This is a genomic window from Streptococcus vulneris, from assembly GCF_019218685.1.
Taxonomy (GTDB): domain Bacteria; phylum Bacillota; class Bacilli; order Lactobacillales; family Streptococcaceae; genus Streptococcus; species Streptococcus vulneris.
The window spans coordinates 61,927-87,842 of sequence record NZ_JAHUZC010000003.1 but is presented as its reverse complement, the minus strand read 5'-3'; the positions used below and the strand labels follow the sequence as shown (position 1 = coordinate 87,842).

At 38.7% G+C, this 25,916-nt stretch carries 28 protein-coding genes, 2 pseudogenes and 1 other annotated feature; of the genes and pseudogenes, 29 read left to right on the top strand and 1 reads right to left on the bottom strand.

Annotated features, from left to right (window positions below; translation table 11 throughout):
* Positions 1-9: 9 nt before the first annotated feature.
* A complete protein-coding gene (locus KUA57_RS03675) occupies positions 10-861 on the bottom strand; it encodes a MurR/RpiR family transcriptional regulator (RefSeq protein ID WP_064275998.1) in 852 nt (283 codons plus the stop codon).
* 189 nt (positions 862-1,050) lie between these two features.
* Between KUA57_RS03675 and pbp2b the strand changes: the two genes are divergently transcribed.
* The 29 genes and pseudogenes from pbp2b to KUA57_RS03530 all read left to right on the top strand — a co-directional run bounded on the left by pbp2b (position 1,051) and on the right by KUA57_RS03530 (position 25,685).
* Entirely contained in the window at positions 1,051-3,108 is a 2,058-nt protein-coding gene (gene pbp2b, locus KUA57_RS03670; protein ID WP_218493633.1) for a penicillin-binding protein PBP2B, read from the top strand.
* 10 nt (positions 3,109-3,118) lie between these two features.
* Entirely contained in the window at positions 3,119-3,715 is a 597-nt protein-coding gene (gene recR, locus KUA57_RS03665) for a recombination mediator RecR (protein WP_218493632.1), read from the top strand.
* A gap of 317 nt (positions 3,716-4,032) precedes the next feature.
* A complete protein-coding gene (locus KUA57_RS03660; RefSeq protein ID WP_049491527.1) occupies positions 4,033-4,308 on the top strand; it encodes a hypothetical protein in 276 nt (91 codons plus the stop codon).
* 3 nt (positions 4,309-4,311) lie between these two features.
* Positions 4,312-4,668 carry a hypothetical protein gene (locus KUA57_RS03655; RefSeq protein WP_042750678.1) on the top strand — a complete coding sequence of 119 codons (357 nt, stop codon included), beginning with the start codon at positions 4,312-4,314 and terminating at the stop codon, positions 4,666-4,668.
* Complete coding sequence (locus KUA57_RS03650; protein ID WP_218493631.1) at positions 4,659-6,227, top strand: LXG domain-containing protein; 1,569 nt, start codon at positions 4,659-4,661, stop codon at positions 6,225-6,227. The genes KUA57_RS03655 and KUA57_RS03650 overlap by 10 nt, the downstream gene beginning before the upstream one ends.
* Before the next feature lie 9 nt (positions 6,228-6,236).
* Complete coding sequence (locus tag KUA57_RS03645; protein ID WP_125447929.1) at positions 6,237-6,866, top strand: hypothetical protein; 630 nt, start codon at positions 6,237-6,239, stop codon at positions 6,864-6,866.
* A 52-nt stretch (positions 6,867-6,918) separates the two neighbouring features.
* Positions 6,919-7,446 (top strand): thiol-disulfide isomerase, encoded by a 528-nt coding sequence (locus tag KUA57_RS03640; protein ID WP_218493630.1) that lies wholly within the window; start codon positions 6,919-6,921, stop codon positions 7,444-7,446.
* Between the two features lie 126 nt (positions 7,447-7,572).
* Positions 7,573-9,063, top strand: a complete 1,491-nt coding sequence (locus KUA57_RS09575; protein WP_250646310.1) for an ATP-binding protein — start codon at positions 7,573-7,575, stop codon at positions 9,061-9,063.
* Positions 9,064-9,067: 4 nt separating this feature from the next.
* The gene (locus tag KUA57_RS03630; RefSeq protein WP_061590373.1) at positions 9,068-9,694 is read left to right on the top strand and encodes a TipC family immunity protein; all 627 of its coding nucleotides are present in this window, start codon (positions 9,068-9,070) and stop codon (positions 9,692-9,694) included.
* A 97-nt stretch (positions 9,695-9,791) separates the two neighbouring features.
* Complete coding sequence (locus KUA57_RS03625) at positions 9,792-10,397, top strand: hypothetical protein (RefSeq protein WP_151381937.1); 606 nt, start codon at positions 9,792-9,794, stop codon at positions 10,395-10,397.
* Between the two features lie 23 nt (positions 10,398-10,420).
* Positions 10,421-11,296: pseudogene (locus tag KUA57_RS03620) on the top strand (virulence protein); the annotation flags it as partial.
* A 9-nt stretch (positions 11,297-11,305) separates the two neighbouring features.
* Positions 11,306-11,935 (top strand): hypothetical protein, encoded by a 630-nt coding sequence (locus KUA57_RS03615; protein ID WP_061590542.1) that lies wholly within the window; start codon positions 11,306-11,308, stop codon positions 11,933-11,935.
* Complete coding sequence (locus KUA57_RS03610) at positions 11,932-12,549, top strand: hypothetical protein (RefSeq protein WP_042750694.1); 618 nt, start codon at positions 11,932-11,934, stop codon at positions 12,547-12,549. The genes KUA57_RS03615 and KUA57_RS03610 overlap by 4 nt, the downstream gene beginning before the upstream one ends.
* The gene (locus KUA57_RS03605) at positions 12,546-13,172 is read left to right on the top strand and encodes a hypothetical protein (protein ID WP_061590544.1); all 627 of its coding nucleotides are present in this window, start codon (positions 12,546-12,548) and stop codon (positions 13,170-13,172) included. The genes KUA57_RS03610 and KUA57_RS03605 overlap by 4 nt, the downstream gene beginning before the upstream one ends.
* A pseudogene (locus KUA57_RS03600) lies at positions 13,169-13,786 on the top strand (hypothetical protein). Before KUA57_RS03605 ends, KUA57_RS03600 begins: the two are co-directional and overlap by 4 nt.
* Complete coding sequence (locus KUA57_RS03595) at positions 13,783-14,412, top strand: hypothetical protein (RefSeq protein ID WP_061590546.1); 630 nt, start codon at positions 13,783-13,785, stop codon at positions 14,410-14,412. Before KUA57_RS03600 ends, KUA57_RS03595 begins: the two are co-directional and overlap by 4 nt.
* On the top strand, positions 14,409-15,017 hold the full coding sequence (locus tag KUA57_RS03590; RefSeq protein WP_125448192.1) for a hypothetical protein: 609 nt from the start codon (positions 14,409-14,411) through the stop codon (positions 15,015-15,017). Before KUA57_RS03595 ends, KUA57_RS03590 begins: the two co-directional genes overlap by 4 nt.
* Positions 15,014-15,643 (top strand): hypothetical protein, encoded by a 630-nt coding sequence (locus tag KUA57_RS03585; protein ID WP_125448191.1) that lies wholly within the window; start codon positions 15,014-15,016, stop codon positions 15,641-15,643. Before KUA57_RS03590 ends, KUA57_RS03585 begins: the two co-directional genes overlap by 4 nt.
* A gap of 52 nt (positions 15,644-15,695) precedes the next feature.
* Positions 15,696-16,223, top strand: a complete 528-nt coding sequence (locus KUA57_RS03580; protein WP_125448190.1) for a thiol-disulfide isomerase — start codon at positions 15,696-15,698, stop codon at positions 16,221-16,223.
* Positions 16,224-16,460: 237 nt separating this feature from the next.
* A complete protein-coding gene (locus KUA57_RS03575) occupies positions 16,461-17,504 on the top strand; it encodes a D-alanine--D-alanine ligase (RefSeq protein ID WP_042750711.1) in 1,044 nt (347 codons plus the stop codon).
* An 83-nt stretch (positions 17,505-17,587) separates the two neighbouring features.
* Entirely contained in the window at positions 17,588-18,961 is a 1,374-nt protein-coding gene (locus KUA57_RS03570; protein WP_218493629.1) for a UDP-N-acetylmuramoyl-tripeptide--D-alanyl-D-alanine ligase, read from the top strand.
* 94 nt (positions 18,962-19,055) lie between these two features.
* Entirely contained in the window at positions 19,056-19,760 is a 705-nt protein-coding gene (locus tag KUA57_RS03565) for a YwaF family protein (RefSeq protein ID WP_115904069.1), read from the top strand.
* Between the two features lie 213 nt (positions 19,761-19,973).
* Positions 19,974-21,353, top strand: coding sequence for a cell division protein FtsA (ftsA, locus tag KUA57_RS03560; RefSeq protein ID WP_033688313.1), 1,380 nt, complete (start codon positions 19,974-19,976; stop codon positions 21,351-21,353).
* Positions 21,354-21,370: 17 nt separating this feature from the next.
* Positions 21,371-22,627 carry a cell division protein FtsZ gene (gene ftsZ / locus KUA57_RS03555; protein WP_049511014.1) on the top strand — a complete coding sequence of 419 codons (1,257 nt, stop codon included), beginning with the start codon at positions 21,371-21,373 and terminating at the stop codon, positions 22,625-22,627.
* Between the two features lie 4 nt (positions 22,628-22,631).
* Positions 22,632-23,303 carry a YggS family pyridoxal phosphate-dependent enzyme gene (locus KUA57_RS03550; RefSeq protein WP_049511013.1) on the top strand — a complete coding sequence of 224 codons (672 nt, stop codon included), beginning with the start codon at positions 22,632-22,634 and terminating at the stop codon, positions 23,301-23,303.
* Between the two features lie 9 nt (positions 23,304-23,312).
* Positions 23,313-23,846 (top strand): cell division protein SepF, encoded by a 534-nt coding sequence (locus tag KUA57_RS03545; protein ID WP_049487344.1) that lies wholly within the window; start codon positions 23,313-23,315, stop codon positions 23,844-23,846.
* Positions 23,846-24,109 (top strand): YggT family protein, encoded by a 264-nt coding sequence (locus KUA57_RS03540; RefSeq protein ID WP_000576496.1) that lies wholly within the window; start codon positions 23,846-23,848, stop codon positions 24,107-24,109. Before KUA57_RS03545 ends, KUA57_RS03540 begins: the two co-directional genes overlap by 1 nt.
* Positions 24,106-24,891, top strand: coding sequence for a YlmH family RNA-binding protein (locus KUA57_RS03535; RefSeq protein WP_125409607.1), 786 nt, complete (start codon positions 24,106-24,108; stop codon positions 24,889-24,891). Before KUA57_RS03540 ends, KUA57_RS03535 begins: the two co-directional genes overlap by 4 nt.
* A gap of 8 nt (positions 24,892-24,899) precedes the next feature.
* Positions 24,900-25,685, top strand: a complete 786-nt coding sequence (locus KUA57_RS03530) for a DivIVA domain-containing protein (RefSeq protein WP_042750728.1) — start codon at positions 24,900-24,902, stop codon at positions 25,683-25,685.
* Positions 25,686-25,897: a binding site (T-box leader), on the top strand.
* Positions 25,898-25,916: the final 19 nt, after the last annotated feature.

The following is a 25,916-nucleotide window of genomic DNA, read 5'->3' as shown; positions in this document are numbered from 1 at the left end:
TCAGCCAAACTAGGATTTTCTTACACGTTTTTGTCTACGATAGCCATTGAGTTTTTTATTTTCCCAATAGCTATTAAAGATTTTCTCCTTGCTCTCACGATTGATTTCCAAAAAGTAGGCATAAATCAAATCGATAAAGAAGAGCATAGGAAGTTGAGCGGATATTCGTTGGATGTAGGATGGCTGGCTGTGTGTGGCTACAAGAACAGTCTCTGTATAGGCCTGACTATCTTTATTGGGAACACTTGAAAAAAGTACAGTCTTTGCCCCCATCTCCTTAGCATCTAATAGACTATCTAAAATAGAAGGAGTTGAGCCAGAAAGTGAGAAACCGAGTACGAGACAATTCTCATCCATAATACTGGTTGTCCAAGCAAAACCGTCTTGATCGGTCAAGGCCTCGCAGACCACACCTAGACGCATAAAGCGCAATTTCATTTCACGAGCGACAAGGCCAGAACTCCCTGTTCCAAAGAAGTAGACACGATCAGCATCTTCGATTAACTGGGCGATTCGTTCCAGTTGTTCTTCGTCAATCAAGCCCTGTGTTTGTTCTCGCATATTACTGTAGCTTCGAAGAACTCGGTTGGTTAAAGGACTATGTTTGTGAGAATGAGTGTCCTGTTTCTTTGCTTGGTGCAGGTATTGGAAAATAAATTCTCGATAGCCTGTAAAACCACATTTTTTAGAAAAGCGGGTCAGAGCAGCTTGAGAGATATGTAATTTTTGAGTGACCTGCTGAGAAGATAAATCATCTGCAATGGTTTCAGCTTGCAAAAAATAGCGAGCGATTTCTTGCTCTAGGTCTGTCATTTCTTCGAAGTGAGAATCAATGAGGGTTGCTATATCTGGTTTGTCCATAGGGAAGGCTCCTTTAAATGAGTCATATTGGAAAAAGACTGAGTCATCGAACTTTTACATTTATTATATCATATAATGTAGGGATGGATAAATAAAATCGTATTTTCCTGTAAAATGGGAAAAGCTCCCTTCTTTTCCAAAATTTCTTCTTAAATTATGGTACAATGAAGAGTAAGATTTTAAATAGAAATGAGACTGATTTGTATGAGGAAATTTAACAGCCATTCGATTCCGATTCGGCTTAATTTATTGTTTTCAATCATCATTTTACTCTTTATGACCATTATTGGTCGCCTGCTTTATATGCAGGTTTTGAACAAGGGTTTTTATGAGACAAAACTAGCATCGGCTAGTAAAACAAAGGTGACTACTAGTTCAGCTCGAGGTGAAATTTATGATGCCAGTGGCAAGCCCTTAGTTGAAAATACTGTGAAACAAGTTGTTTCCTTTACTCGAAACAACAAAATGACGGCTGCAGATTTAAAAGAAACAGCCAAGAAGTTGCTAGCCTATGTGGGAGTTTCTTCACCAACATTGACTGACCGACAGTTGGCGGACTATTATCTAGCAGATCAAGATGTTTATAAGAAAGCAGTGGAAAGTTTACCACGTGAGAAGCGACTGGATTCTGATGGGAATCAATTATCTGAATCCGAACTTTACAATAACACTGTTGAAAGTATCGATCCGAGTCAATTGACCTACTCGGATGACGAAAAGAAAGAAATTTATCTCTTTAGCCAACTCAATGCAGTTGGAAATTTTGCGACAGGAACCGTTGCGACAGATTCCTTGACAGATACACAGATTGCCTTGATAGCTTCGGCCTCTAAGAATTTACCTGGTATTAGTATTTCGACTTCGTGGGATCGAAAGGTTCTAGATACCTCACTTTCTTCTATAGTAGGTAGTGTATCCAGTGAAAAAGCTGGTCTCCCAGCTGAAGAAGCAGATGCTTATATTAAAAAGGGCTATTCTCTAAATGACCGTGTTGGAACCTCCTATTTGGAAAAGCAATATGAAGAGACCTTACAAGGGAAACGCTCGGTAAAAGAAATCCATCTGGATAAATATGGCAATATGGAAAGTGTGGATACAATTGAGGAAGGTAGTAAGGGAAACAATATCAAACTGACCATTGATTTGGCCTTCCAAGATAGCGTGGATGCTTTGCTGAAAAGTTATTTCAATTCCGAGCTAGGAAATGGTGGAGCTAAGTATTCTGAAGGCGTGTATGCAGTCGCCCTTAACCCCAAAACAGGTGCTGTTTTGTCTATGTCAGGACTCAAACATGACCTGAAAACGGGAGACTTGACGCCTGATTCCTTGGGAACGGTAACCAATGTCTTTGTCCCAGGGTCAGTAGTTAAGGCCGCTACCATCAGCTCAGGTTGGGAAAATGGTGTTTTATCAGGAAACCAAACCTTAACAGATCAGCCTATTGTTTTCCAAGGTTCAGCTCCAATTTATTCTTGGTATAAATTGGCATATGGATCTTTTCCTATTACAGCTGTGGAAGCCTTGGAGTATTCTTCTAATGCCTACGTGGTTCAAACCGCGTTAGGAATGATGGGTCAGACCTATCAACCTAATATGTTTGTCGGCACCAGCAATCTAGAGTCTGCTATGGGGAAATTGCGTTCAACCTTTGGCGAATATGGCTTGGGGTCTGCGACTGGGATTGACCTACCAGATGAGTCAACTGGTTTTATACCAAAAGAGTATAATTTTGCTAATTACATTACCAATGCCTTTGGTCAGTTTGATAACTACACTCCTATGCAATTGGCCCAGTACGTTGGAACCATTGCCAACAACGGTGTTCGGATTGCACCTCACATTGTCGAGGGGATTTATGGAAACAATGAACAAGGCGGCTTAGGGAACTTAATCCAATCTGTTGAATCCAAGGAAATGAATAAAATTAATATTTCTGAGTCTGATGTTTCCATCCTCCAACAAGGCTTTTATCAAGTGTCACATGGTGGTAGTGCTTTGACAACCGGTCGTGCCTTTTCAAATGGCGCAAGCGTATCGATTAGTGGTAAAACAGGTACTGCCGAAAGTTATGTTGAGGGTGGTCAAGAAGCTAATAATACCAATGCTGTGGCCTATGCACCATCAGATAATCCTCAAATTGCAGTTGCAGTAGTCTTTCCTCATAATACCAATTTAACCAAAAATGTTGGGCCAGCAATTGCTCGCGACATTATCAATCTATACAACCAACACCATCCAATGAATTAGAAAGGAAGCCATGCTTTATCCAACACCTATTGCTAAGTTGATTGACAGTTATTCCAAACTTCCTGGTATTGGGATTAAGACGGCTACACGTCTGGCCTTCTATACTATTGGAATGTCTGATGACGATGTCAATGAATTTGCTAAAAATCTCCTTTCTGCTAAGCGAGAGTTGACCTATTGTTCCATCTGCGGTCGTTTGACAGATGATGACCCTTGCTCCATTTGTACCGATCCGACTCGTGACCAGACAACGATTTTGGTGCTAGAGGATAGTCGTGATGTGGCAGCCATGGAGAATATTCAAGAATATCATGGACTCTATCATGTTCTGCATGGTCTCATTTCTCCTATGAATGGTATCAGTCCGGATGATATTAATCTCAAGAGCCTCATGGCTCGTCTTATGGATAGTGAAGTTTCAGAGGTAATCGTAGCAACCAATGCTACAGCAGATGGAGAAGCAACTTCCATGTATCTTTCACGTTTGCTCAAACCAGCTGGTATCAAGGTTACGCGCCTGGCACGTGGCCTCGCTGTGGGAGCAGATATCGAGTATGCGGACGAAGTAACCCTCTTACGAGCTATTGAAAATCGGACAGAGTTGTAAAAGTCAGTAAAAATTTAGCTCATTTTGACGTATAAGACAAGCCCTAGGAATTTTTCTAGGGTTTGTCTTTTTCGTTTTATAATGAGAGAAGGACAAATCTTGATAATAAGAATACTTCCCAGTAAACACAAAATATAAGGCATCAGAAAACGGATTTTCAAAAATCCTAGTAGCATCTCTATCAATATATTTTACTGAAGGATAAAGTTTTTTTAAAGGATAAGATTGCCCTTTAGTTCGTTATAATTTATTTTGAAATCGTACTATTTTTATGTTATGATATGGTCAATATATACTTAATAAGGGGAGTTTGAAGTATGGGTGGAAAGATAAAATCTAGCACGATAGCAGCAGAGGCGGCTATTAATGAGTTGGTCGGGTATGAAACGAGCGACAAGCAAAATCAGCAGGTGGAATTTTCATATACATCTGGAATCACTGGAATGGAAGCGGGACGTCAGACTTGCAATCAAATGCTTCAGGCGGTCAGTGATTTTAGTTCAGCTGTTTTGACCCAAGCAAATAAGTTTCCAGAAATTGCTCATAGGATTGAAAAACGTGATATAGAGCAAGCTAAGAGATGGAGTCACTAAGGCATGGCAGATAGAAATGAAGAAAAGCGCACAGAAATTTGGCGTAAGATTGTTAAGATAGAAGATAAGGAAGACAGACTCCGAGCAACTAAAAAGCAATATGAACAGCAGTTGACAAACTTTTACTCGGATATTCAGAGCATTCACCATCGCATGATAAATCTATTGTCTCTCTCACCCAGTTCTCGTCAGCTAATAGAGCAAATCGAAAGTGATAATAGAACCATTCAGCGACAGGTCAACTCTTATGTAGAGGAGGAACTGGATACGTTGGAAAAACAAACTAAAAAGGCTTGTCGCTCTTTCGATGAAGCCAGAGAAGAACTGATAGCGGAAAGGAATCGGCTACCATGGGAGTAAAATACAGCGCACAAGAATCCCAAGAATTGATTCAGGCCATGACGAACAACCTCCGAGTCGCAAATGAAGTCACAGACCGCTTATCTAGTGGCTGTGATCACCTGATTTCCTCTTTAGACTCAGGTGAGTTGACAGGAGCAGCCTACACAGCTGGTAAAGGTCTCTTTATAGAGATTATCATCCCCAGCATCAAAAAGCTCCAAGCAGCGATAGATGATATCCAACTAGAGTTGACCTCCTACAAAGATGCGGATGCTCAGGTCTCTGGATATGGTGATTTGGACCTAGACCAGCTTAAGGAATTGAAAAAGCTGAGAGAAGAGCAGTTAGCTATCGTAGAAGCTCAGATTCAAGTGAGGGAGAACTGGCTAAATCAAATCACAGACCTCTTTAGTCTCAATTGGGGGAAAGCCTTCTCTGAGAAGACCATCCTTTACAATACCAAGTTTCAAATCGAGTCGGGTATTCAGGATTTGAATGATAAGATTGAAAAACTAGAATTTTTTGTCTCACAGGTTTCCCAGTATTTCAACGATAGTCTAGAGGTCCTTGGCTTAGCTATCAAAGGAGCCATGCAACTGAGTAAAATCATTGTCGATAGCGATGGCAACTACTATGCGGACGGTCTGGACATGAGCTGGGTACAAAAGATGAAGGATGTGAAGATTGTTTCGCATGCTAAAAGAGATTTTCAAGACTCAGAAACTCGTGCCATCAATAAAGCTTCTAGGGATATGATGCTATCGGAATATGGAGATGCCTACTACCGTGCCGAATTAGAGAAGCGCTTAAAAGGTCACGACAAGTCCGAATGGGATAAAATAATCGACGACTACAATCACACTCTTAAGATTGATGAAACAGGGAATATCATTGACATTTATCCATTTGAACAAGGTTATGTCGTTTCAAAAAATGGGAAATACGATGCCGACTATACTCATTTGGTTAACAAAAAGTTTGATGAACTAAAAGCACAAAACTTTGAAGCAAATTCAGCCGAATTTTGGAGTGGAGTAGCTCAAATATTCTCTGGATTGGGAGTTTACTTTGCGAGTGGCGCCCTCGAAGTTTTTAGTATCATGGCTGGTCCGCCAACAGCAGGGACAAGTATCGTAGCTGGTACGGCAGCATCAGTAACAGGGGTACAATATGGGAATGTACTGATAGCTAGTGGAGCAGTAACTAGCTTATCAGCTATCACAAAGACGGCCTTACAAAATGGCGAAATTCAGGTTAATTATTCTAGCAACTATGACAGCTGGCAGGCTAATAAACCAACGAGTAAGACTTTTGGGACTGTTGAAGGAAAGATTGGAAGTAGAAAAGGGAATATTCGTGTGGATGCAGAACCAAATAGTGGTAAAATTCAGGTTCAATCTGGAAGTGGGAAAGCTGGCTATACATTGAATGAGGATATTCCTTATACCCAGATAACTGATCCTCAAAGCGCTAGAAATTGGCTTGATTCAATATCTAAGTTGAAAAAATTGTCAAATTATGAGAAAAATCAATTAGTTAGATTTATTTTGAGAGCTGCTGAATTCTTGAGAACGTAGGAGTAAAATATGAGATTATATATTAAAGGTGATTACACCAAAGAAATTCCGTTTGATTATATAGAACTAGCGAAGAGAATGTGGTTTGACACTAAAGATTGTAAGCCAGTAGATTTTTCTTACTTTGGGAATACTCGCCCATTTAAAACAGACCCAACTATTCACTTGAAATTGAATAAGTGGATGCATGATAATAGATGGAATAATGTTCAGTTGAAAGAAGGGATTACCAACAAATTTGGGAGTCATGTATATGAAAATCTTGAATTAGATTTTGAAGACAATCCAGCAACAGACTATCGAGAAAAAGGAGACTGTCTACGTTTAGCTTCTACCCACCTTGACCTTCTCACTGTTGATAAAAGAGCTATGTATATTATGGCCATTGAAATTGCGACTGCTATTGATGGTCAGATTAGCGAAGATGATAAAGAGAGCTGGTTAAGTGTGGAGGAATTTAAAAACCGACATGAGGATACCCTTTCGATGAGTTATGAAGAGGCTAATGAGCTGAGTTTGGAAGAAATTCCCTTTTTGGGCGATGTGAGAGACCCAGTTTGGGAAGAAGATGACCGTAGGAATGAAGAATACATCAAAATCCATGGTGACCCAGTTTATGACGATGAGGAAGACGAGTGATAATTTACAATAACACTTATTTGAAAGAGAGTGTTGAATAGGGGGAAGACTAATGCTAGATAAATTAAAACAGTTTAAATTGTTGATTGTATTGTCCTTGTTCCTATTAGCGATTCCTTTATATTTTACTTACAATCATTTCCAACAATCTAGTGTTTTAAAAGAAGCCTTTGAGAAAAATGAGAGAATTGAAGTTCTACATCGTTTGACGGCATCAGAAAAATATGCACCTGACATCCGTAAAGCGGGTTATGTCGTTCTTCCCGATGGAGCTATTCGCTTGGATGGAGGAATTGACTCCATAGAGATAAAAGGAGACATCGATTTCAAAATATCGCATCCTGGACGGAATGGGGTTACTGCTTATTTTGAAATAGAGATAGATGGTAAAATAACTAGTGCACTATATGAATTGGATAAGAACTTTGATATAACTTCTAGCACCTATTTTCAAATAAATGAAAAAAATATAAATGAGAGAGTAAACATCTCTCAATCCGAAGAAGATCGCCTATTAAAAATTATTAAAAAAGAGCTTGAGGATTTCATGAAAAAGATGTATCAGACTTTGTATGGATAGATTGTTATATTAGACTCCGGTGAGCTGACAGGAGCAGCCTACACAGCTGGTAAAGGTCTCTTTACAGAGATTATCATCCCCAGCATCAAAAAGCTCCAAGCAGCGATAGATGATATCCAACTAGAGTTGACATCCTACAAAGATGCGGATGCTCAGGTCTCTGGATATGGTGATTTGGACCTAGACCAGCTTAAGGAATTGAAAAAGCTGAGAGAAGAGCAGTTAGCTATCGTAGAAGCTCAGATTCAAGTGAGGGAGAACTGGCTAAATCAAATCACAGACCTCTTTAGTCTCAATTGGGGGAAAGCCTTCTCTGAGAAGACCATCCTCTACAATACCAAGTTTCAAATCGAGTCGGGTATTCAGGATTTGAATGATAAGATTGAAAAACTAGAATTTTTTGTCTCACAGGTATCCCAGTATTTCAACGATAGTCTAGAGGTCCTTGGCTTAGCCATCAAAGGAGCTACGCAACTAAGTAAAATCATTGTCAATAGCGATGGCAACTACTATGCGGACGGTCTGGACATGAGCTGGGTACAGAAGATGAAGGATGTGAAGATTGAGTCATTGGATTATAAAGCAGAGAATAAATCAGATAAATTTATAAATATGCTAGTTGAACAGTATGGCTTTAATAAAGAGATGAGTGGACTGATTACTGAAATATCCACATTGATTGATGAAAAATTCCCGTATTTATCTCAAACGGAACGGGAACAACTTTTGTTAGTGACACTAGGGAGTTTTATATATTCAGAAGGCTTTGAGAATGGTGAATCAATGGGAGATAAGGCTAAAGGATATATTAGTGATGTCAGTTGGATGGACGTTGCTGGCACACCTTCGGATAAAACTGGCCTCCCACTTGATGGTAAAACATTGTTGAAACATTTGGGATTAACTGATAATCAAATAACCAAGTTACGTTATAATATTCGATTACAAAGTCAAATTTCCTCAGGAATATATAGAAACTATGCTGGTATGAACGTTGATGAACGAAAAAAATATAAGTCAACTTATGAAAAAGTCTATGGTGTTCAATTGACCGACGAGATGTTCGAGGAAAAATGGAATGAAAAGTACTCTTCCTTTTATGGAAAAGGAGATTTTGCTCATTTCTCTATTACTACAGCATCGAACTTAAATAATAGACTTAGAGGAAGTGATTTAACAAAATTTGGACACGAGAATGTTAACGATTTTGCAGGTTGGTTAGGTGATGCGACGCTTACTGATAGTGATGATATTAGTTTTGGAAATGACGATTATAAAGCAGACTTAGATGCGGTAAATATCACACAAAAAATGAAACGTAAAAAAATATCATATATTGAAGCTTCAAACGAGTATTACTCAGAAATGAAACGAGGCGAATACACTCGTGCAGAAAAATTTGTAGAGTATAAATCGGTAGAAGAAATTAAACAAAAAATTTTCACAAAATTACTACCAGATAATATGAAATATGTGGAAGAATCGGGAATGCAATCGCATTTTGAATTACCTAATGAAGAACAGTGTATGGCCTACCTACAAAAAAATTACCCAAGTACTTATAATTTCATTCGAAATATTGAAGCAGGTAATCAAGACTTGATAGAGATGAGGTGATTAGATGAAGAAGAGGAAATTTGCAATTTTTTCGTTGCTAATAGTTCTATTATTATCTTTCTCTGGTTTTCAGTATTATAAATATCAGAGAGTTCACAATATTTTTGATGAAATATACTACGAAGAAAGTGATTATCACAATTATACATTTCTCTGGAAAGGACGAGCTTTTTATAAGTTAAAAGGGTTAAAAATTATCGATAATGGATCTCAAGATTTATATAAACATTCTATTGATTATAAAAGTGTAAATTTACCAAACACTATTCATTCTCTAGGTTATTATTTTTATTTTGGATTTCAGGAGATGACGAAAGTTGGGATAGAAATGCGTTTGAGACTGCCAGATACAGAGACAACCATAAATGTAGATTACCAGTACGATGTAAACAATCAGCAATTAGAACGGTTTATGTGGTACTATGATGATGAGAGTACAGGATATTTTCAGCAATCTCAAATAGAAGCCTTTCTAGTGGAGCATGGAAAGACTGTCGATGAGATTCGCAAGGAAGCAGATAATGTACTCCGTAATAAAGTCCTTAAAGACTGGACCACTATCTACTCTAGTCGTTTTGGCCCAGATAATTGGGGAGAAGTGAGCGTTAAAGATATATGGAGAACAGAATAACAAATGGAACGATGAGGTAATAGTTTTATAAAGGAAGGTTGGCATGAAACAATTCTTAAGAATATTTTGTTAAGAAGAAGTTGCTTTGGAGAAGTAAATGAGAAATAAAAACAAATTTATCTTTTGTTCACTCGTTTTGCTTGTTTATTTTTTATTGTTCATTTTGAAGCCGATCTACCAATATATTTCATTTTCTAAGATGGATGTGAATAGTAGTATGGTTCAATTGATTCAAGATAAAAATGATCAGGATTGGCATGCTCTTGATAAGCATATTCATCTAGTGCCCTCAAAAGAAAATGGAAAGAACATCGGCCTTATCTATGTGGTGGATGACTATAATCAAATTGAAAGTAAGATTTCTTCTGAGAATCAAGCGGTATCCATCAGTTACAATAATCGATTACAAGGAGACAAGAGTGTTGAAATTAGTTGGTTAAATGGGGAAAAGCGGTTGTATCATGCTGGGAGATATTTGAAATTAGCAAGTGAAAATCAAGCTGTGATTAAAAGTAACACAGGTTCTTCAGTGACCGTTTGGGAACAACGTTCGGAGAAAGCTAAAAAGCGATTATATGCGGTTGTAGAACAAATGAAAAAAACTGTTCTAGAGCATTTGTTCCAGCAAATAGTGTTCTGTTCGTTAGCTGTCATTCTCTTTCTTTTAGGGTGGAAAATATATTATCATTTAAGGAGGTATTGAAATTCGCAGGGGTTCTGAACTTCAATAAAGCTTCTAGGGATATGATGCTATCGGAAGATGGGGATGCCTACTATCGTGCCGACTTAGAGAAGCGCTTAAAAGGTCACGACAAGTCCGAATGGGATAAAATAATCGACGACTACAATCACACTCTTAAGATTGATGAAACAGGGAATATCATTGACATTTATCCATTTGAACAAGGTTATGTCGTTTCAAAAAATGGGAAATACGATGCCGACTATACTCATTTGGTTAACAAAAAGTTTGATGAACTAAAAGCACAAAACTTTGAAGCAAATTCAGCCGAATTTTGGAGTGGAGTAGCTCAAATATTCTCTGGATTGGGAGTTTACTTTGCGAGTGGCGCCCTCGAAGTTTTGAGTATCATGGCTGGTCCACCAACAGCAGGGACAAGTATCGTAGCTGGTACGGCAGCATCAGTAACAGGGGTACAATATGGAAATGTACTGATAGCTAGTGGAGCAGTAACTAGCTTATCAGCTATCACAAAGACGGCCTTACAAAATGGCGAAATTCAGGTTAATTATTCTAGCAACTACGACAGCTGGCAGGCAAATAGACCTACGAGTAAGACCATTTCTGGCAGGGGTGGTAAACTAATTGAAGCCCGAGTAGGAAATCGAAAAGTGAACCTTCGTGTGGATTGGGAGCCAAGCAGTGGTACTAATGGTGATGGAATTTTCCAGGTTCAATCTGGAAGTGGAAAGTCAGGCTATTCGCTTGATGAATATATTGAAGTAAATACAATTTCTGGAAGAAAATCTATAGAAGATTGGGTAAATACCAATCGCCAACTAAGGAAACTTGATACAAACACAAAGGAAGAGATAATTAATAGGATTTTTAAGGGTTATCGAATTTATTACGGGAACTAGGTGGACAATATGAGACTATACATCAAAGGTGATTATGCTAAAAAAATAACATTTACTACTAGAGAACTAGTTTGGAAGATGTGGTTTAAGGAACGGAATGGCAAGAAAATAAGTTACTCCAACGTTGGTGATGATGAGATGTTGCAAGATGATTTTTATTTCGGAGCAGAGTTGCGCAAATGGGCTTCAGTTGACGAAAGATGGGATAAGGCTCCTTTTATAATTCCGAGCAATCCTTGGTTATCCTTGCAATATGAAGATATTGAACTTGAATTTGAACATGCCTTTATTTCCGACGACCGCGAAAAGGGGGAGTTTCTTCGAATTGCCTCAACTCATGTAGATATTTTGACGGTTGACAAGCGCGCTTTATACGTTATGGCTATTGAAGTAGCATCTGCCATTGATGGTCAGATTAGCGAAGACGACAAGCAAAGTTGGCTAAGTGTAGAAGAATTTAAGGAATATCATAAGGATGTTCTTTCACTAACTTATGATGAAGCTGTTGACATCAGTTTGGAAGAATTAAAGACAATTGTACCGGTAAGAGATCCTCTATGGGAAGAGGAAGAAAGGCTTCGAGAAGAGTACATAAAAATTCATGGCGAACGTGTGTATGACGATGAGGACGATGAGTGAGACTATATCTTAAAGGCAACTACGAAACTAGTATATACCAAACCTGTATGGAATTTCCTTGGAAAATGTGGTTCAAAGAACGCAAAGGTGTGGAAGTTGGTTTTTCTTACGCATTTAATGAAAATTTTTATTTGAGTTTAACTCTAGATAAATTTTCTTCAAATGATGAGCGTTGGGGAATGGCTGATTTTAGAATAGGAAAAGACTCTTGGGCGACTTTTAAGCGTGAAAATTTAAATTTAAATTTTGAAAATTCTTATGAAAGTGATGGGCGAGAAAAAGGAGACTGTCTTCGAATAATCACGACTCATAAGGATATTCTAACGGCTGACAAGCGAGCTCTCTATATCATGGCGATTGAGGTAGCATCTGTCATTGACGGTCAAATCAGCGAAGACGACAAAGAAACATGGCTGAGTGTTGAAAAATTCAAAACGAAACATAAAGACCTACTGAATATGACCTACGACGAAGCAGTCGATATTAGTTTAGAAGAGATAAAGGTTTTGAAAGCCATAGACGAGCCTCTTTGGGAAGAATTGGATAGGAAGCGCGAGGAGTATATCCGAATCCATGGAGAGGTGGAGTTGGACGACGATGAGGAAGACGAGTGAGACTATATATAAAAGGTGACTATACTAGAAAATTGCCATTTGGCTACAGAGAACTCGCATGGAAGATGTGGTTTAAAGAAAGAAATGGTCAAAAAATAAGTTTCTCAAATGTCGGGGATGATGAAATGTTGCAAAATGACTTCTATTTATCTTTGCGGTTAGATAAGTGGGGAGCAAGTGGCTCTCGTTGGAAAGATGCCAAGGTTAAAGGAAGCAGTGCAATAAATTCCCAAATGTATGAAAATATTGATTTGGATTATGAAGGAAGTTACGAAAGCGACGGTAGAGAAAAGGGAAAATACCTAAGAATCGCTTCTAATTATTTGGATGTTTTAACAGTTGATAAACGTGCTATGTATATTATGGCGCTTGAAATTGCGATTGCTATTGATGGACAAATCAGTGAAGATGATAAGAACACATGGCTAACAATCGAGGAATTCAAGGAAAAGCACCAAGATATCTTATCTCTAACTTTTGATGAAGCAAATGAGATGAGTTTGGAAGAAATTCAGACGATTGACGCTATTGACGAACCCATCTGGGAAGAATTGGATAAGAAGCGTGAAGAATACATAGCTATCCATGGCGAACGTGTTTATGACGATGAGGAAGACGAGTGAGACTATATCTTAAAGGCAACTACGAAACTAGTATATACCAAACCTGTATGGAATTTCCTTGGAAAATGTGGTTCAAAGAACGCAAAGGTGTGGAAGTTGGTTTTTCTTACGCACGTGATGATGATTTTTATTTTAGCGTTAGTCTGGATAAATTTTCTTCGAATGATGAGCGTTGGGGGGTGACTGATTTTAAAATAGGAGATAATCCGTGGAATTCATTTAAATATGAGTATCTAATATTGGATTTTGAAGATTCCTATGAAAGCGATGGGCGTGAGAAAGGTGATTATTTGCGAATTATTTCCACTCATCTAGATATTTTGACGGTTGACAAGCGTGCGATGTATATCATGGCGATTGAGGTGGCATCTGCTATTGACGGTCAAATCAGCGAAGACGACAAAGAAACATGGCTGAGTATTGAAGAATTTAAAACGAAACATGCAGAACTGTTGCATTAGACCTACGACGAAGCGGTCGATATTAGTTTAGAAGAGATAAAGGTTATGAAAGCGATAGACGAGCCCCTCTGGGAAGAATTGGATAGGAAGCGCGAGGAGTATATCCGAATTCATGGAGAAGTGGAGTTGGATGACGATGAGGAAGACGAGTGAGACTATATATCAAAAGTGATTTTAAGAAAAAAATAGACTTCACAACTAGAGAGCTTGTTTGGAAGATGTGGTTTAAGGAACAGAAAGGCAAGAAAATAAGTTTCTCCAATGTTGGTGACGATGCTATGTTACAGGATGATTTTTACTTTGGTGTTCGGTTACACAAATGGTCTTCAGTTGACGAAAGATGGGATAAGGCTCCTTTTATAATTCCTAGTAATCCTTGGTTGTCTTTGGAATATGAGAGTGTAACACTTGAATTTGAAAAAACTTTCATTACAGAGTGGAGAGAACGTGGAGATTATCTACGTATCGCAACATCTCATATAGATGTTTTAACAGTAGATAAACGTGCTTTATACATTATGGCGGTCGAGGTTGCGAGTGCAATAGATGGTAATATCAGCGAGGATGACAAAGAGACATGGTTAGATGTAGAGACTTTTAAGGAGCTACATAAGGATGTTCTTTCGCTGACTTATGATGAAGCGGTTGAAATTAGTTTGGAAGAATTAAAAACAATGATACCAGTAAGAGACCCTCTATGGGAAGAGGAAGAACGCCTTCGTGAAGAATATATCAAAATCCATGGAGAACGTGTTTATGACGATGAGGAAGACGAGTGAGAATTTATATTAAAGGCGATTATACAAAAAGAGTACCTTATGGTTATTTGGAACTAGCTGGAAAAATGTGGTTTCCAGAAGATGAGCAAATTTCTTACTCAAATGCTGGGAACAATGATGCATTACAAGAAGATTTTTTCTCAAATTTATCCTTGAGGAAAGGCACTGCTGATAAGCGATGGTCTAGTGTCCCCCTAAAGGAAGGGGTACGAAGCCTCTTTTCACATATTAAAGAATGTATTGAAATTAATTTTGAAGATGCATTCGCTACGGATTATAATGAAAAGGGAGACTATCTCCGTATTTTAACCACCCATCTAGAAATTTTGACAGTTGATAGACGCGCCATGTACATTATGGCGCTTGAGATTGCAAAGGTCATTGACGGGCAAATTAGCGAGGATAATAAGAAGACATGGCTAACAGTCGAGGAATTTAAGAAAAAGCACGAGGCTATTCTATCTCTGACTTTTGATGAAGCAAATGAACGAAGTTTGATTGAAATTCAAACGATGGATGTTGTAGACGACCCTCTTTGGGAGGAAGAGGCCACTCGTCGAAAAGAATATATACTAGCACATGGAGGCGATATCTCAGATTTATGAGACTATATATCAAAGGCGATTACACCAAAGAAATTCCATTTGATTACATGGAACTAGCGAAAAGGATGTGGTTTGAGGAAAAAGATGGAATAGAGCCAGATTTATCGTATGCTGGGTATCTAGATTTACCAATCGATAAACTTTCTATTCACTTAGAATTAGACAAGGGAACTCATGATGTTAGATGGAGGAGTGTTCAAATAAAGGAAGGGATAAAATATGATTTTTTATCCCATAAATGTGAATATATACAGCTAGATTACGAAGATGCTATGATGTCGGACTTTCGTGAGAAAGGCGAATGTTTAAGAATCGCTTCTACCCACCTTGACCTTCTTACTGTTGATAAACGTGCTTTCTATATTATGGCCATTGAAATTGCGACTGCTATTGATGGTCAGATTAGCGAAGATGATAAAGAGAGCTGGTTAAGTGTGGAGGGATTTAAAAAACGGCATGAGGATATCCTTTCGATGAGTTATGAAGAAGCTAATGAGCTGAGTTTGGAAGAAATTCCGTTTATGGATGATGTGAGAGACCCAGTTTGGGAAGAAGACGACCGCAGGAATGAAGAATACATCAAAAACCATGGCGAGCCAGTTTATGACGACGAGGAAGACGAGTGATAATTTACAATAACACTTATTTGAAAGAGAGTGTTGAATAGGGGGAAGACTAATGTCAGATAAATTAAAACAGTTTAAATGGTTAATTGTATTGTTTTTGTTTCTGTTAGCAATTCCTTCATATTTTGCATACAATCATTTCCGACAATCTAGTACTTTAAAAGAAGCCTTTGAGAAAAATGAAAGAATTGAAGTTCTTCATCGTTTGACGGCATCAGGAAAATATGCGTCTGACATCCGTAAAGCAGGCTATGTCGTTCCTCCCGATGGTGCTATTCGATTGGATGGAGGAATTGACTCCATAGGGATAAAAGGAGACATTGATTTGAAAATATCAAATCCTGGAAGGAATGAAGTCACTGTTTTATTTGAAACAACAGCAAAAGAGGAAAAAATAGATGTTTACTATATTTTAGATAACCAGTTAACCATAAAACGTAGTTACTATTCTAATATTAGTAATCAAAAAATAAAAGAGAGTGTGGAGATCTCTCAAGCCGAAGAAGAGCGACTATTAAAAATTGTTCAAAAAGAGCTTGAGGCTTTCATGGAAAAGATGTATCAGACTTTGTATGGATAGTTTACCAGAGAAAGTGGCTTCTTGCTCAACACAATGCCGTATGAACAACTGGTTGTGTTGAGGAATTTTACTAGAAAAAGATACCGTAGACGACAAACCAGCACGCTTTGAAGCTCAAGTGGTGGATAGGTAAAATTTCAGCTCTCAAATGAGGGCTTTTTTAGATACAAGTTTCAAAAAAGAAGCAAATATGATATACTAAAGAACGAGTATTCTATTAGAATTGGAACAAGTAATATGAAACAAACGATTATTCTTTTATACGGTGGGCGTAGTGCAGAGCGTGAAGTCTCTGTTCTTTCAGCTGAAAGTGTCATGCGTGCGGTCAACTACGATCGTTTTACAGTCAAGACTTTTTTCATCAGCCAGTCAGGTGACTTTATTAAAACGCAAGAATTTAGCCAGACTCCAGGTCAAGAGGATCGTCTTATGACCAATGAAACCATTGATTGGGATAAGCAAGTTGCACCAAGTGCTATCTACGAAGAGGGAGCAGTGGTCTTTCCAGTCCTTCACGGTCCGATGGGAGAAGATGGCTCAGTTCAAGGATTCTTGGAAGTTTTGAAAATGCCTTATGTTGGTTGCAACATCTTGTCATCTAGTCTTGCCATGGATAAAATCACGACCAAGCGTGTCTTAGAATCTGTCGGGATTGCTCAAGTTCCTTATGTGGCCATTGTCGAAGGCGATGATGTGACTGCTAAAATTGCCGAAGTTGAAGAAAAATTGACTTACCCAGTCTTCACAAAACCATCAAACATGGGTTCAAGTGTCGGTATTTCTAAGTCTGAAAATCAAGAGGAACTCCGTCAAGCTTTGAAACTTGCCTTTCAATATGACAGCCGTGTCTTGGTAGAGCAAGGGGTAAATGCTCGTGAAATCGAGGTTGGTCTCTTGGGCAACTACGATGTCAAGAGTACGCTACCAGGAGAAGTAGTCAAGGATGTTGACTTTTATGACTACGATGCCAAGTATATTGACAACAAGATTACCATGGATATCCCAGCTAAAATCAGTGATGATGTGGTAGCTGTCATGCGTCAGAATGCAGAAACAGCCTTCCGTGCCATTGGTGGCCTCGGTCTCTCTCGTTGCGATTTCTTCTATACAGACAAGGGAGAGATTTTCCTAAACGAGCTTAATACCATGCCAGGTTTTACCCAGTGGTCTATGTACCCACTACTTTGGGACAATATGGGAATCAGCTACCCAGACTTAATCGAACGTTTGGTTGACCTTGCCAAGGAAAGTTTTGACAAGCGCGAAGCGCATTTGCTATAAAATGAAAGAGGGGGTAGAAGCCAGAACCATCACTGCAAGGTGACTAGAGTTCTCGAGTTTCGACCCTTTTTAAAGGAGTAGAAATGAAATTAACAATTCATGAAGTGGCTCAAGTTGTAGGAGCTAAAAATGATATCAGCCTCTTTGAGGACACCCAGTTAGAAAAAGCTGAGTTTGATAGTCGTTTGATTGCTGCAGGGGATTTGTTTGTGCCCCTCAAAGGTGCTCGTGACGGTCATGACTTTATCGAAACAGCCTTTGAAAATGGTGCCGCAGTAACCTTGTCTGAGAAAGAAATCGCAAATCATCCCTACATTTTAGTAGCTGATGTTTTGACGGCCTTTCAAACCCTAGCTGCCTACTATCTTGAAAAAACAGGAGTTGATGTCTTTGCTGTTACAGGTTCAAATGGCAAGACAACGACCAAAGATATGTTAGCGCACTTGCTATCAACAACCTACAAGACCTACAAAACACAAGGCAATTATAATAACGAGATTGGTCTTCCTTACACAGTTCTCCACATGCCAGAAGGAACAGAAAAGTTGGTCTTGGAGATGGGACAGGATCACTTGGGAGATATTCATCTCTTGTCAGAATTGGCTCGTCCAAAAACAGCCATCGTGACCTTGGTTGGAGAAGCCCATTTGGCCTTTTTCAAAGACCGTTCTGAGATTGCTAAAGGAAAAATGCAAATTGCTGATGGCATGGCACCTGGTTCCTTGCTTTTAGTACCAGCAGATCCGATTGTAGAGGACTTCTTGCCTACTGATAAAAAGGTGATTCGTTTTGGCTCAGGAGCAGAGTTAGAAATTACCGACTTGGTAGAACGTAAGGATAGTCTGACCTTTAAGGCTAATTTCTTGGAACAAGCTCTCGATTTGCCAGTGACTGGTAAGTACAATGCCACTAATGCCATGATTGCGTCTTATGTTGCCCTACAAGAAGGGGTTTCAGAGGAGCAAATTCATAAGGCTTTCCAAAATCTTGAATTGACGCGTAACCGTACCGAATGGAAGAAAGCAGCCAATGGTGCAGATATTCTATCAGATGTGTATAATGCCAATCCAACTGCTATGAAGTTGATTTTAGAGACTTTTTCGGCTATTCCAGCCAACGAAGGTGGCAAAAAAATCGCTGTCTTGGCGGACATGAAGGAACTCGGTGACCAGTCTGTTCAGCTCCATAACCAGATGATTTTGAGCCTCTCACCAGATGTGCTTGATACTGTTATTTTATATGGAGAAGACATTGCTGAATTAGCCCAATTGGCTAGTCAAATGTTCCCAATCGGTCACGTTTACTACTTCAAGAAAACAGAAGATCAAGACCAATTTGAAGTCCTAGTTAAGCAGGTCAAGGAAAGTCTAGGAGCTAATGACCAAATCTTGCTCAAAGGCTCTAACTCTATGAACCTAGCCAAGTTGGTAGAAAGTTTAGAAAATGAAGACAAGTGATTTTGTTAAACATTTACGTATTTCTAAATTCATTTTTGACAAATAGCATGGTATAATAATATTCAGGAAAATTTTGAATCATGAGGAAGACTAGATGAATTTATGGGATATTTTCTTTACGACCCAAGCAACAGAACCACCCAAATTTGACCTTTTTTGGTATGTCAGTATATTTACACTTTTAGCCTTAACTTTTTATACAGCCTATCGCTATCGTGAAAAGAAGGCTTATCAACGATTTTTCCAGAGTTTACAGGCAGTTCAGTTAATCCTCCTTTACGGTTGGTACTGGATCAATCATATGCCGCTATCAGAAAGTTTACCTTTTTACCATTGCCGTATGGCTATGTTTGTGGTGCTTTTGCTTCCTGGTCAGTCTAAATATAGGCAGTATTTTGCATTACTAGGAACATTTGGGACATTAGCAGCCTTTGTTTATCCAGTGCCAGATGCCTATCCTTTCCCACATATTGCGATTTTATCCTTTATATTTGGCCACTTAGCTCTCTTGGGGAACTCTCTAGTTTATCTATTGAGACAGTATAACGCGCGATTGCTGGATGTGAAGGGAATTTTTCTCATGACCTTTGCACTAAATGCCTTGATTTTTGTGGTCAATTTGGTAACTGGTGGAGATTACGGATTCTTGACAAAACCGCCATTGGTTGGAGATCACGGCTTAGTAGCTAATTATTTAATCGTTTCTCTGGCCCTGTCAGCAGCGATTACGTTGACAAAGAAAATCTTGGAACTATTTTTAGAACAAGAAGCAGAAAAAATGATTGCAAAGAAAGCTTAAAATCAAGCTTTCTTTTTTCATAAATCTAATTTTTTATAACTTGTTTGGAAAATACAAAAATATGATGAGCGAATGTAAAAAAATGGTAAGTAAATTTAGGAAAAACTAAGCACGATTGGATTTTTTGTGTTATAATATTCTGTGAATAGCTATGCCCTATTTTAGCTATATTGAATAGAAGTTTGAAACTTGGAAGAGAGAGGATGCGATGTAATGGCTAGAGATGGTTTTTTTACAGGCTTAGATATCGGAACTAATTCGATTAAAGTACTGGTTGCCGAGCTTAGAAATGGTGAACTTAATGTAATTGGTGTAAGTAATGCCAAGAGTAAAGGTGTAAAGGATGGGATTATCGTTGATATTGAAGCAGCAGCAACTGCTATCAAGTCAGCTATTTCCCAAGCAGAAGAGAAAGCTGGCATTTCAATCAAATCAGTGAATGTTGGCTTGCCTGGAAATCTTTTGCAGGTAGAACCAACTCAAGGAATGATTCCAGTTACATCTGATACAAAAGAAATTACAGATCAAGATGTTGAAAATGTTGTTAAATCAGCCTTGACAAAGAGTATGACACCAGATCGTGAAGTCATTACGTTTATTCCAGAAGAATTTATCGTAGATGGTTTCCAAGGTATTCGTGACCCACGTGGTATGATGGGGGTTCGTCTTGAAATGCGTGGTTTACTTTACACAGGTCCACGTACTATTCTTCACAATTTACGCAAGACAGTTGAGCGCTCAGGTGTTCAGGTTGAAAATATTATTATTTCACCATTGGCTTTGGTTCGTTCAGTCTTGAACGAAGGAGAGCGTGAATTTGGAGCTACTGTGATTGATATGGGAGCAGGTCAAACAACTGTTGCTACAATCCGTAATCAAGAACTCCAGTTTACAAATATTCTTCAAGAAGGTGGAGATTATGTCACAAAAGATATCTCTAAAGTCTTGAAGACTTCACAAAAACTAGCTGAAGGATTGAAATTGAACTATGGTGAAGCCTACCCTTCACTTGCAAGCAATGAAACCTTCCAAGTTGAAGTGATTGGTGAAGTAGAGCCTGTAGAAGTTACAGAAAGCTACCTAGCAGAGATTATTTCAGCTCGCATTAAACACATTTTTGAACAAATCAAACAAGAGTTGGAAAGAAGACATTTGTTGGATCTTCCAGGTGGGATTGTTCTGATTGGTGGAAATGCTATTTTACCAGGTATTGTAGAACTTGCACAGGAAGTATTTGGCGTTGGTGTCAAACTTTACGTTCCAAATCAAGTTGGAATCCGTAATCCTGCCTTCGCTCATGTGATTAGCTTGTCTGAATTTGCTGGTCAATTGACTGAGGTGCATTTATTAGCACAACGAGCAGTTAAGGGTGAGGATACTTTGCGTCACCAACCAATTAATTTTGGTGGGATGATTCAACGTGTTACGCAGGTAGCACAACCGACCCCTATTCAACCAGTTCAAAATACTGAGGTAGAGCAGTCAGCTTCTACGAACGTAGTTGCTCCGAAAGAAGATAAAGTATCTTCTCAAAATAAACCAAAAATCGCAGATCGTTTCCGTGGCTTAATCGGAAGCATGTTTGATGAATAAAAGAGGAAAAATAAACTATGACATTTTCATTTGATACAGCGGCTGCTCAAGGTGCAGTGATTAAAGTAATCGGTGTTGGTGGAGGTGGCGGTAACGCCATTAACCGCATGGTTGACGAAGGTGTTGCAGGCGTAGAATTTATCGCAGCAAACACAGATGTACAAGCTTTGAGTAGTACAAAAGCTGAGACTGTAATTCAGTTAGGCCCTAAATTGACTCGTGGTTTGGGTGCTGGCGGTCGACCTGAAGTTGGTCAAAAGGCTGCTGAAGAAAGCGAAGAAGCCTTGACTCAAGCTATTACTGGAGCAGATATGGTCTTCATTACTGCAGGTATGGGAGGTGGCTCAGGTACTGGTGCAGCTCCTGTTATTGCCCGCATTGCTAAAGATCTAGGTGCTCTTACAGTTGGTGTTGTGACACGTCCTTTCGGTTTCGAAGGAAGCAAACGTGGTCAGTACGCTGTAGAAGGAATCAATCAACTTCGTGAGCATGTAGATACTCTATTGATTATTTCAAACAACAACTTGCTTGAAATTGTTGATAAGAAAACGCCACTTCTTGAAGCTCTTAGCGAAGCAGATAACGTACTTCGCCAAGGTGTTCAAGGAATTACGGACTTGATCACAAATCCTGGTTTGATTAACCTTGACTTTGCCGATGTGAAAACAGTTATGGCAAATAAAGGAAACGCCCTAATGGGTATCGGTATCGGTAGTGGTGAAGAACGTGTGGTAGAAGCAGCTCGTAAGGCAATCTACTCACCACTTCTTGAAACAACTATTGACGGTGCCGAGGATGTCATCGTCAACGTTACTGGTGGACTTGACTTGACTTTGATTGAAGCAGAAGAAGCTTCAGAAATCGTCAACCAAGCGGCTGGTCAAGGAGTGAACATCTGGCTCGGAACATCTATCGATGAAAACATGAAAGATGAAATTCGTGTTACAGTCGTTGCAACTGGTGTTCGTCAAGATCGTGTGGAAAAAGTTGTGGGCCATGCACCAAGACAAGCTGTCCGTCATGAACAAGTAAGTCCTAGTCATGCACATAATCATAATCGTCAGTTTGATATGGCTGAAACTGCAGAAATTCCAAGTCCAGCACCTCGCCGTACAGAAACTTCTCAAACTTCAGCATTTGGTGATTGGGATTTGCGTCGTGAGACAATTGTTCGTCCGACTGATTCAGTTGTATCACCAGTTGAACGTTTCGAAGCGCCATCTTTACACGATGAGGATGAATTAGACACTCCTCCATTCTTCAAAAATCGTTAAGTACATGAATTTGAAAGAAAATACAGAACGTGTTTTTCAACAAATAAAAGATGCAAGTCAGCAGTCAGGAAGAGAAGTCAATTCTGTTTCGGTTGTTGCTGTTACAAAATATGTAGACGTACCGACAGCGGAGGCTTTGCTTCCGCTAGGTGTGCATCATATTGGTGAAAATCGTGTAGATAAATTTCTTGAGAAATATGAAGCTTTAAAAGATAGAAATATTACCTGGCATTTGATTGGAACCTTGCAAAGACGCAAGGTCAAAGATGTCATTCAGTATGTTGATTATTTCCACGCTTTGGATTCATTAAAGCTAGCAGAGGAAATTCAAAAAAGAAGTGACCGAGTTGTTAAGTGTTTCTTACAAGTAAATATCTCAAGGGAAGAGAGCAAACATGGTTTTTCAAGGGAAGAACTATTGGAGCTCTTACCAGAATTGGCCACCTTAGATAAAATTGAATATGTCGGCTTGATGACCATGGCTCCTTTTGAAGCTAGTAGTGATGAGTTGAAAGAAATTTTTAAAGCTACGCAGGATTTGCAACTAGAAATTAGAGAAAAACAAATTCCCAATATGCCAATGACGGACTTGAGTATGGGTATGAGTCGTGACTACAAGGAAGCGATTGAATTTGGCTCAACATTTGTCAGAATTGGTACAGCATTTTTTAAATAGGAAAGAAATATGTCTTTAAAAGATAGATTTGATAAATTTATAGATTATTTTACAGAAGATGGAGAAGATGTTAGTACTGCATATCAGCCTAAAGCTGAAGAGCCGATTGTGACTCCAGTCCCTTCTGTTCAAGAGTTGCCTCAACAAGCTGCTAGCACGCCATCTAAAGATAAAAACATCACTCGTCTTCATGCCCGTCAACAAGAGTTGGCTATGCAAAGTCAACGTTCTACTGATAAGGTGACAATTGATGTTCGTTATCCACGTAAATACGAAGATGCCACAGATATTGTTGATTTATTAGCTGGTAACGAAAGTATTTTGATTGATTTCCAATATATGACAGAAGTTCAAGCTCGTCGTTGTTTGGACTATCTGGATGGTGCGCGCCACGTTTTAGCTGGTAACATGAAAAAGGTAGCATCTACTATGTACCTGCTGACACCAGTTGATGTTGTTGTCAATATTGAAGATATCAAAATTCCAGATGAATCACAAAATGGTGAATTTGGCTTTGATATGAAACGTACGAGAGTAAGATAATGATCTTTCTCATTCGTTTTGTTCAAAATGCAGTGGATATCTATTCACTGATTTTAATCGTGTTTGCTCTGATGTCTTGGTTTCCCAATGCTTATGAATCACGTCTTGGACGCTTGATTATTAGTTTAGTGAAACCGATAGTAGCTCCCTTGCAACGTTTACCCCTCCAGATTGCAGGTCTTGACTTGTCTGTCTGGATTGCGGTATTACTAGTTCACTTCCTAGGGGAACAGTTGATTCGACTTTTAGTGATCTTTCTATGAACAAGATAATTTATCAACACTTTTCTAAGAATGATTCGTCTTTTATTGATAAGGGAGTAGAATGGATAAAAAAGGTAGAAGATTCTTATTCTCCTTTTTTAACACCCTTTGTAAATCCCCATCAAGAAAAGATTTTAAAGGTGCTAGCATCAACCAACGGCATCTCCTACATGAGCAGTCGGCAGTTTCTTGAAACTGAATATGTACGAGTTCTCCTGTATCCTGATTATTTTGAGCCAGAATTCACTGATTTTGAACTTTCCTTGCAAGAAATTGTCTACCCTAATAAGTTTGAACGCTTAACGCATGCAAAAATATTAGGGACTGTTTTAAACAAGCTGGGAATTGATAGGAAGCTATTTGGTGATATCTTAGTCAACGAAGAGAGGGCACAGATTATCATTAATCGACAGTTTATGCTCCTTTTTCAAGACGGCATTACGAAAATTGCTCGGTTACCGGTTCGTCTAGAAGAACGGAATTTTGCTGAGAAAATTGCTACAGTAGAAAATTATCAAGAATTAGATATTTGTATCGCTAGTTCTAGATTAGATGGTTTTCTAGCAGGTGTCTTCAAGCTATCTAGAAATCAGGCAAGTCAGTTAATTGAAAAACAGGCAGTCCAAGTTAATTACCATTTAGTTGAAAAATCAGATTATGCAGTTCAAGTTGGTGATTTGATTAGTGTGAGGAAATTTGGTCGATTGAAACTTGTTAGAGATAATGGGCAAACAAAAAAAGATAAAAAGAAATTAACGGTCCAATTATTATTAAGTAAGTGAGGAATAATATGCCAATTACATCATTAGAAATTAAAGATAAAACCTTTGGTACAAGATTTAGAGGTTTTGATCCAGAAGAAGTTGAAGAATTTCTTGAAATTGTTGTTCGTGATTATGAAGATTTAGTTCGAAGCAATCATGATAAAGAGTTGCATATCAAGAGCTTGGAAGAACGTTTGTCTTACTTTGATGAGATGAAAGATTCTTTGAGTCAATCAGTATTGATTGCTCAAGATACGGCAGAGCGTGTGAAACAAGCTGCTCAAGATCGTTCTAATAATATTATCCAACAGGCAGAGCAAGATGCCCAACGTTTGCTTGAAGAAGCAAAATATAAGGCTAATGAGATCTTGCGTCAAGCTACTGATAATGCTAAGAAAGTTGCTGTTGAGACTGAAGAATTGAAGAACAAGAGCCGTGTCTTCCACCAACGTCTCAAATCTACAATTGAGAGTCAGTTAGCAATTGTTGAATCATCAGATTGGGAAGATATTCTGCGCCCAACAGCTACCTATCTTCAGACAAGTGATGAAGCATTTAAAGAAGTTGTTGGTGAAGTTCTTGGTGAATCGGTATATTCACAACCAGAAGAAGAACCAATCGATATGACTCGTCAATTTACACCTGAAGAAATGGCTGAGTTACAAGCTCGAATTGAGGCTGGTAATAGAGAATTAGCTGAATTTGAAGCTCAACAAGATCATTATGTAGAAGAACATTTAGAGCCAGTTGAAGTCGAAGGCCCTTCATCGAATGAGGAAGATACAAATAAAGAATCTGTCCTAATCTTATAATGAATAGTGATATGTGAGAACAATATTTTATCCTTATATTTCCAGCGAGCAGGAGATGGTGTGAGTCCTGCATTCCCTAATGATAAGATTATCCTCTCAAAAACTCAAGTCTGAAGTTAGTAGGATTTGACGTTTCCCACGTTACGGGATAAGAGGGAGAAAGACTAAATCTTTTTCCGAATAAAGGTGGTACCACGATTTTCGTCCTTTTTGGCAGTCGTGGTTTTTAAT

Coding starts and splice junctions, on each gene's coding strand:
- KUA57_RS03545 (WP_049487344.1), top strand. CDS start 23,313: ATGTCTTTAAAAGATAGATTTGATAAATTTATAGATTATTTTACAGAA.
- ftsZ (WP_049511014.1), top strand. CDS start 21,371: ATGACATTTTCATTTGATACAGCGGCTGCTCAAGGTGCAGTGATTAAA.
- KUA57_RS03660 (WP_049491527.1), top strand. CDS start 4,033: ATGGGTGGAAAGATAAAATCTAGCACGATAGCAGCAGAGGCGGCTATT.
- KUA57_RS03530 (WP_042750728.1), top strand. CDS start 24,900: ATGCCAATTACATCATTAGAAATTAAAGATAAAACCTTTGGTACAAGA.
- KUA57_RS03615 (WP_061590542.1), top strand. CDS start 11,306: ATGAGACTATACATCAAAGGTGATTATGCTAAAAAAATAACATTTACT.
- KUA57_RS03655 (WP_042750678.1), top strand. CDS start 4,312: ATGGCAGATAGAAATGAAGAAAAGCGCACAGAAATTTGGCGTAAGATT.
- KUA57_RS03625 (WP_151381937.1), top strand. CDS start 9,792: ATGAGAAATAAAAACAAATTTATCTTTTGTTCACTCGTTTTGCTTGTT.
- KUA57_RS03630 (WP_061590373.1), top strand. CDS start 9,068: ATGAAGAAGAGGAAATTTGCAATTTTTTCGTTGCTAATAGTTCTATTA.
- KUA57_RS03675 (WP_064275998.1), bottom strand. CDS start 861: ATGGACAAACCAGATATAGCAACCCTCATTGATTCTCACTTCGAAGAA.
- KUA57_RS03570 (WP_218493629.1), top strand. CDS start 17,588: ATGAAATTAACAATTCATGAAGTGGCTCAAGTTGTAGGAGCTAAAAAT.
- KUA57_RS03540 (WP_000576496.1), top strand. CDS start 23,846: ATGATCTTTCTCATTCGTTTTGTTCAAAATGCAGTGGATATCTATTCA.
- KUA57_RS03640 (WP_218493630.1), top strand. CDS start 6,919: ATGCTAGATAAATTAAAACAGTTTAAATTGTTGATTGTATTGTCCTTG.
- KUA57_RS03650 (WP_218493631.1), top strand. CDS start 4,659: ATGGGAGTAAAATACAGCGCACAAGAATCCCAAGAATTGATTCAGGCC.
- KUA57_RS03550 (WP_049511013.1), top strand. CDS start 22,632: ATGAATTTGAAAGAAAATACAGAACGTGTTTTTCAACAAATAAAAGAT.
- KUA57_RS03580 (WP_125448190.1), top strand. CDS start 15,696: ATGTCAGATAAATTAAAACAGTTTAAATGGTTAATTGTATTGTTTTTG.
- pbp2b (WP_218493633.1), top strand. CDS start 1,051: ATGAGACTGATTTGTATGAGGAAATTTAACAGCCATTCGATTCCGATT.
- KUA57_RS03585 (WP_125448191.1), top strand. CDS start 15,014: ATGAGACTATATATCAAAGGCGATTACACCAAAGAAATTCCATTTGAT.
- recR (WP_218493632.1), top strand. CDS start 3,119: ATGCTTTATCCAACACCTATTGCTAAGTTGATTGACAGTTATTCCAAA.
- KUA57_RS03535 (WP_125409607.1), top strand. CDS start 24,106: ATGAACAAGATAATTTATCAACACTTTTCTAAGAATGATTCGTCTTTT.
- KUA57_RS03645 (WP_125447929.1), top strand. CDS start 6,237: ATGAGATTATATATTAAAGGTGATTACACCAAAGAAATTCCGTTTGAT.
- KUA57_RS03565 (WP_115904069.1), top strand. CDS start 19,056: ATGAATTTATGGGATATTTTCTTTACGACCCAAGCAACAGAACCACCC.
- KUA57_RS03575 (WP_042750711.1), top strand. CDS start 16,461: ATGAAACAAACGATTATTCTTTTATACGGTGGGCGTAGTGCAGAGCGT.
- ftsA (WP_033688313.1), top strand. CDS start 19,974: ATGGCTAGAGATGGTTTTTTTACAGGCTTAGATATCGGAACTAATTCG.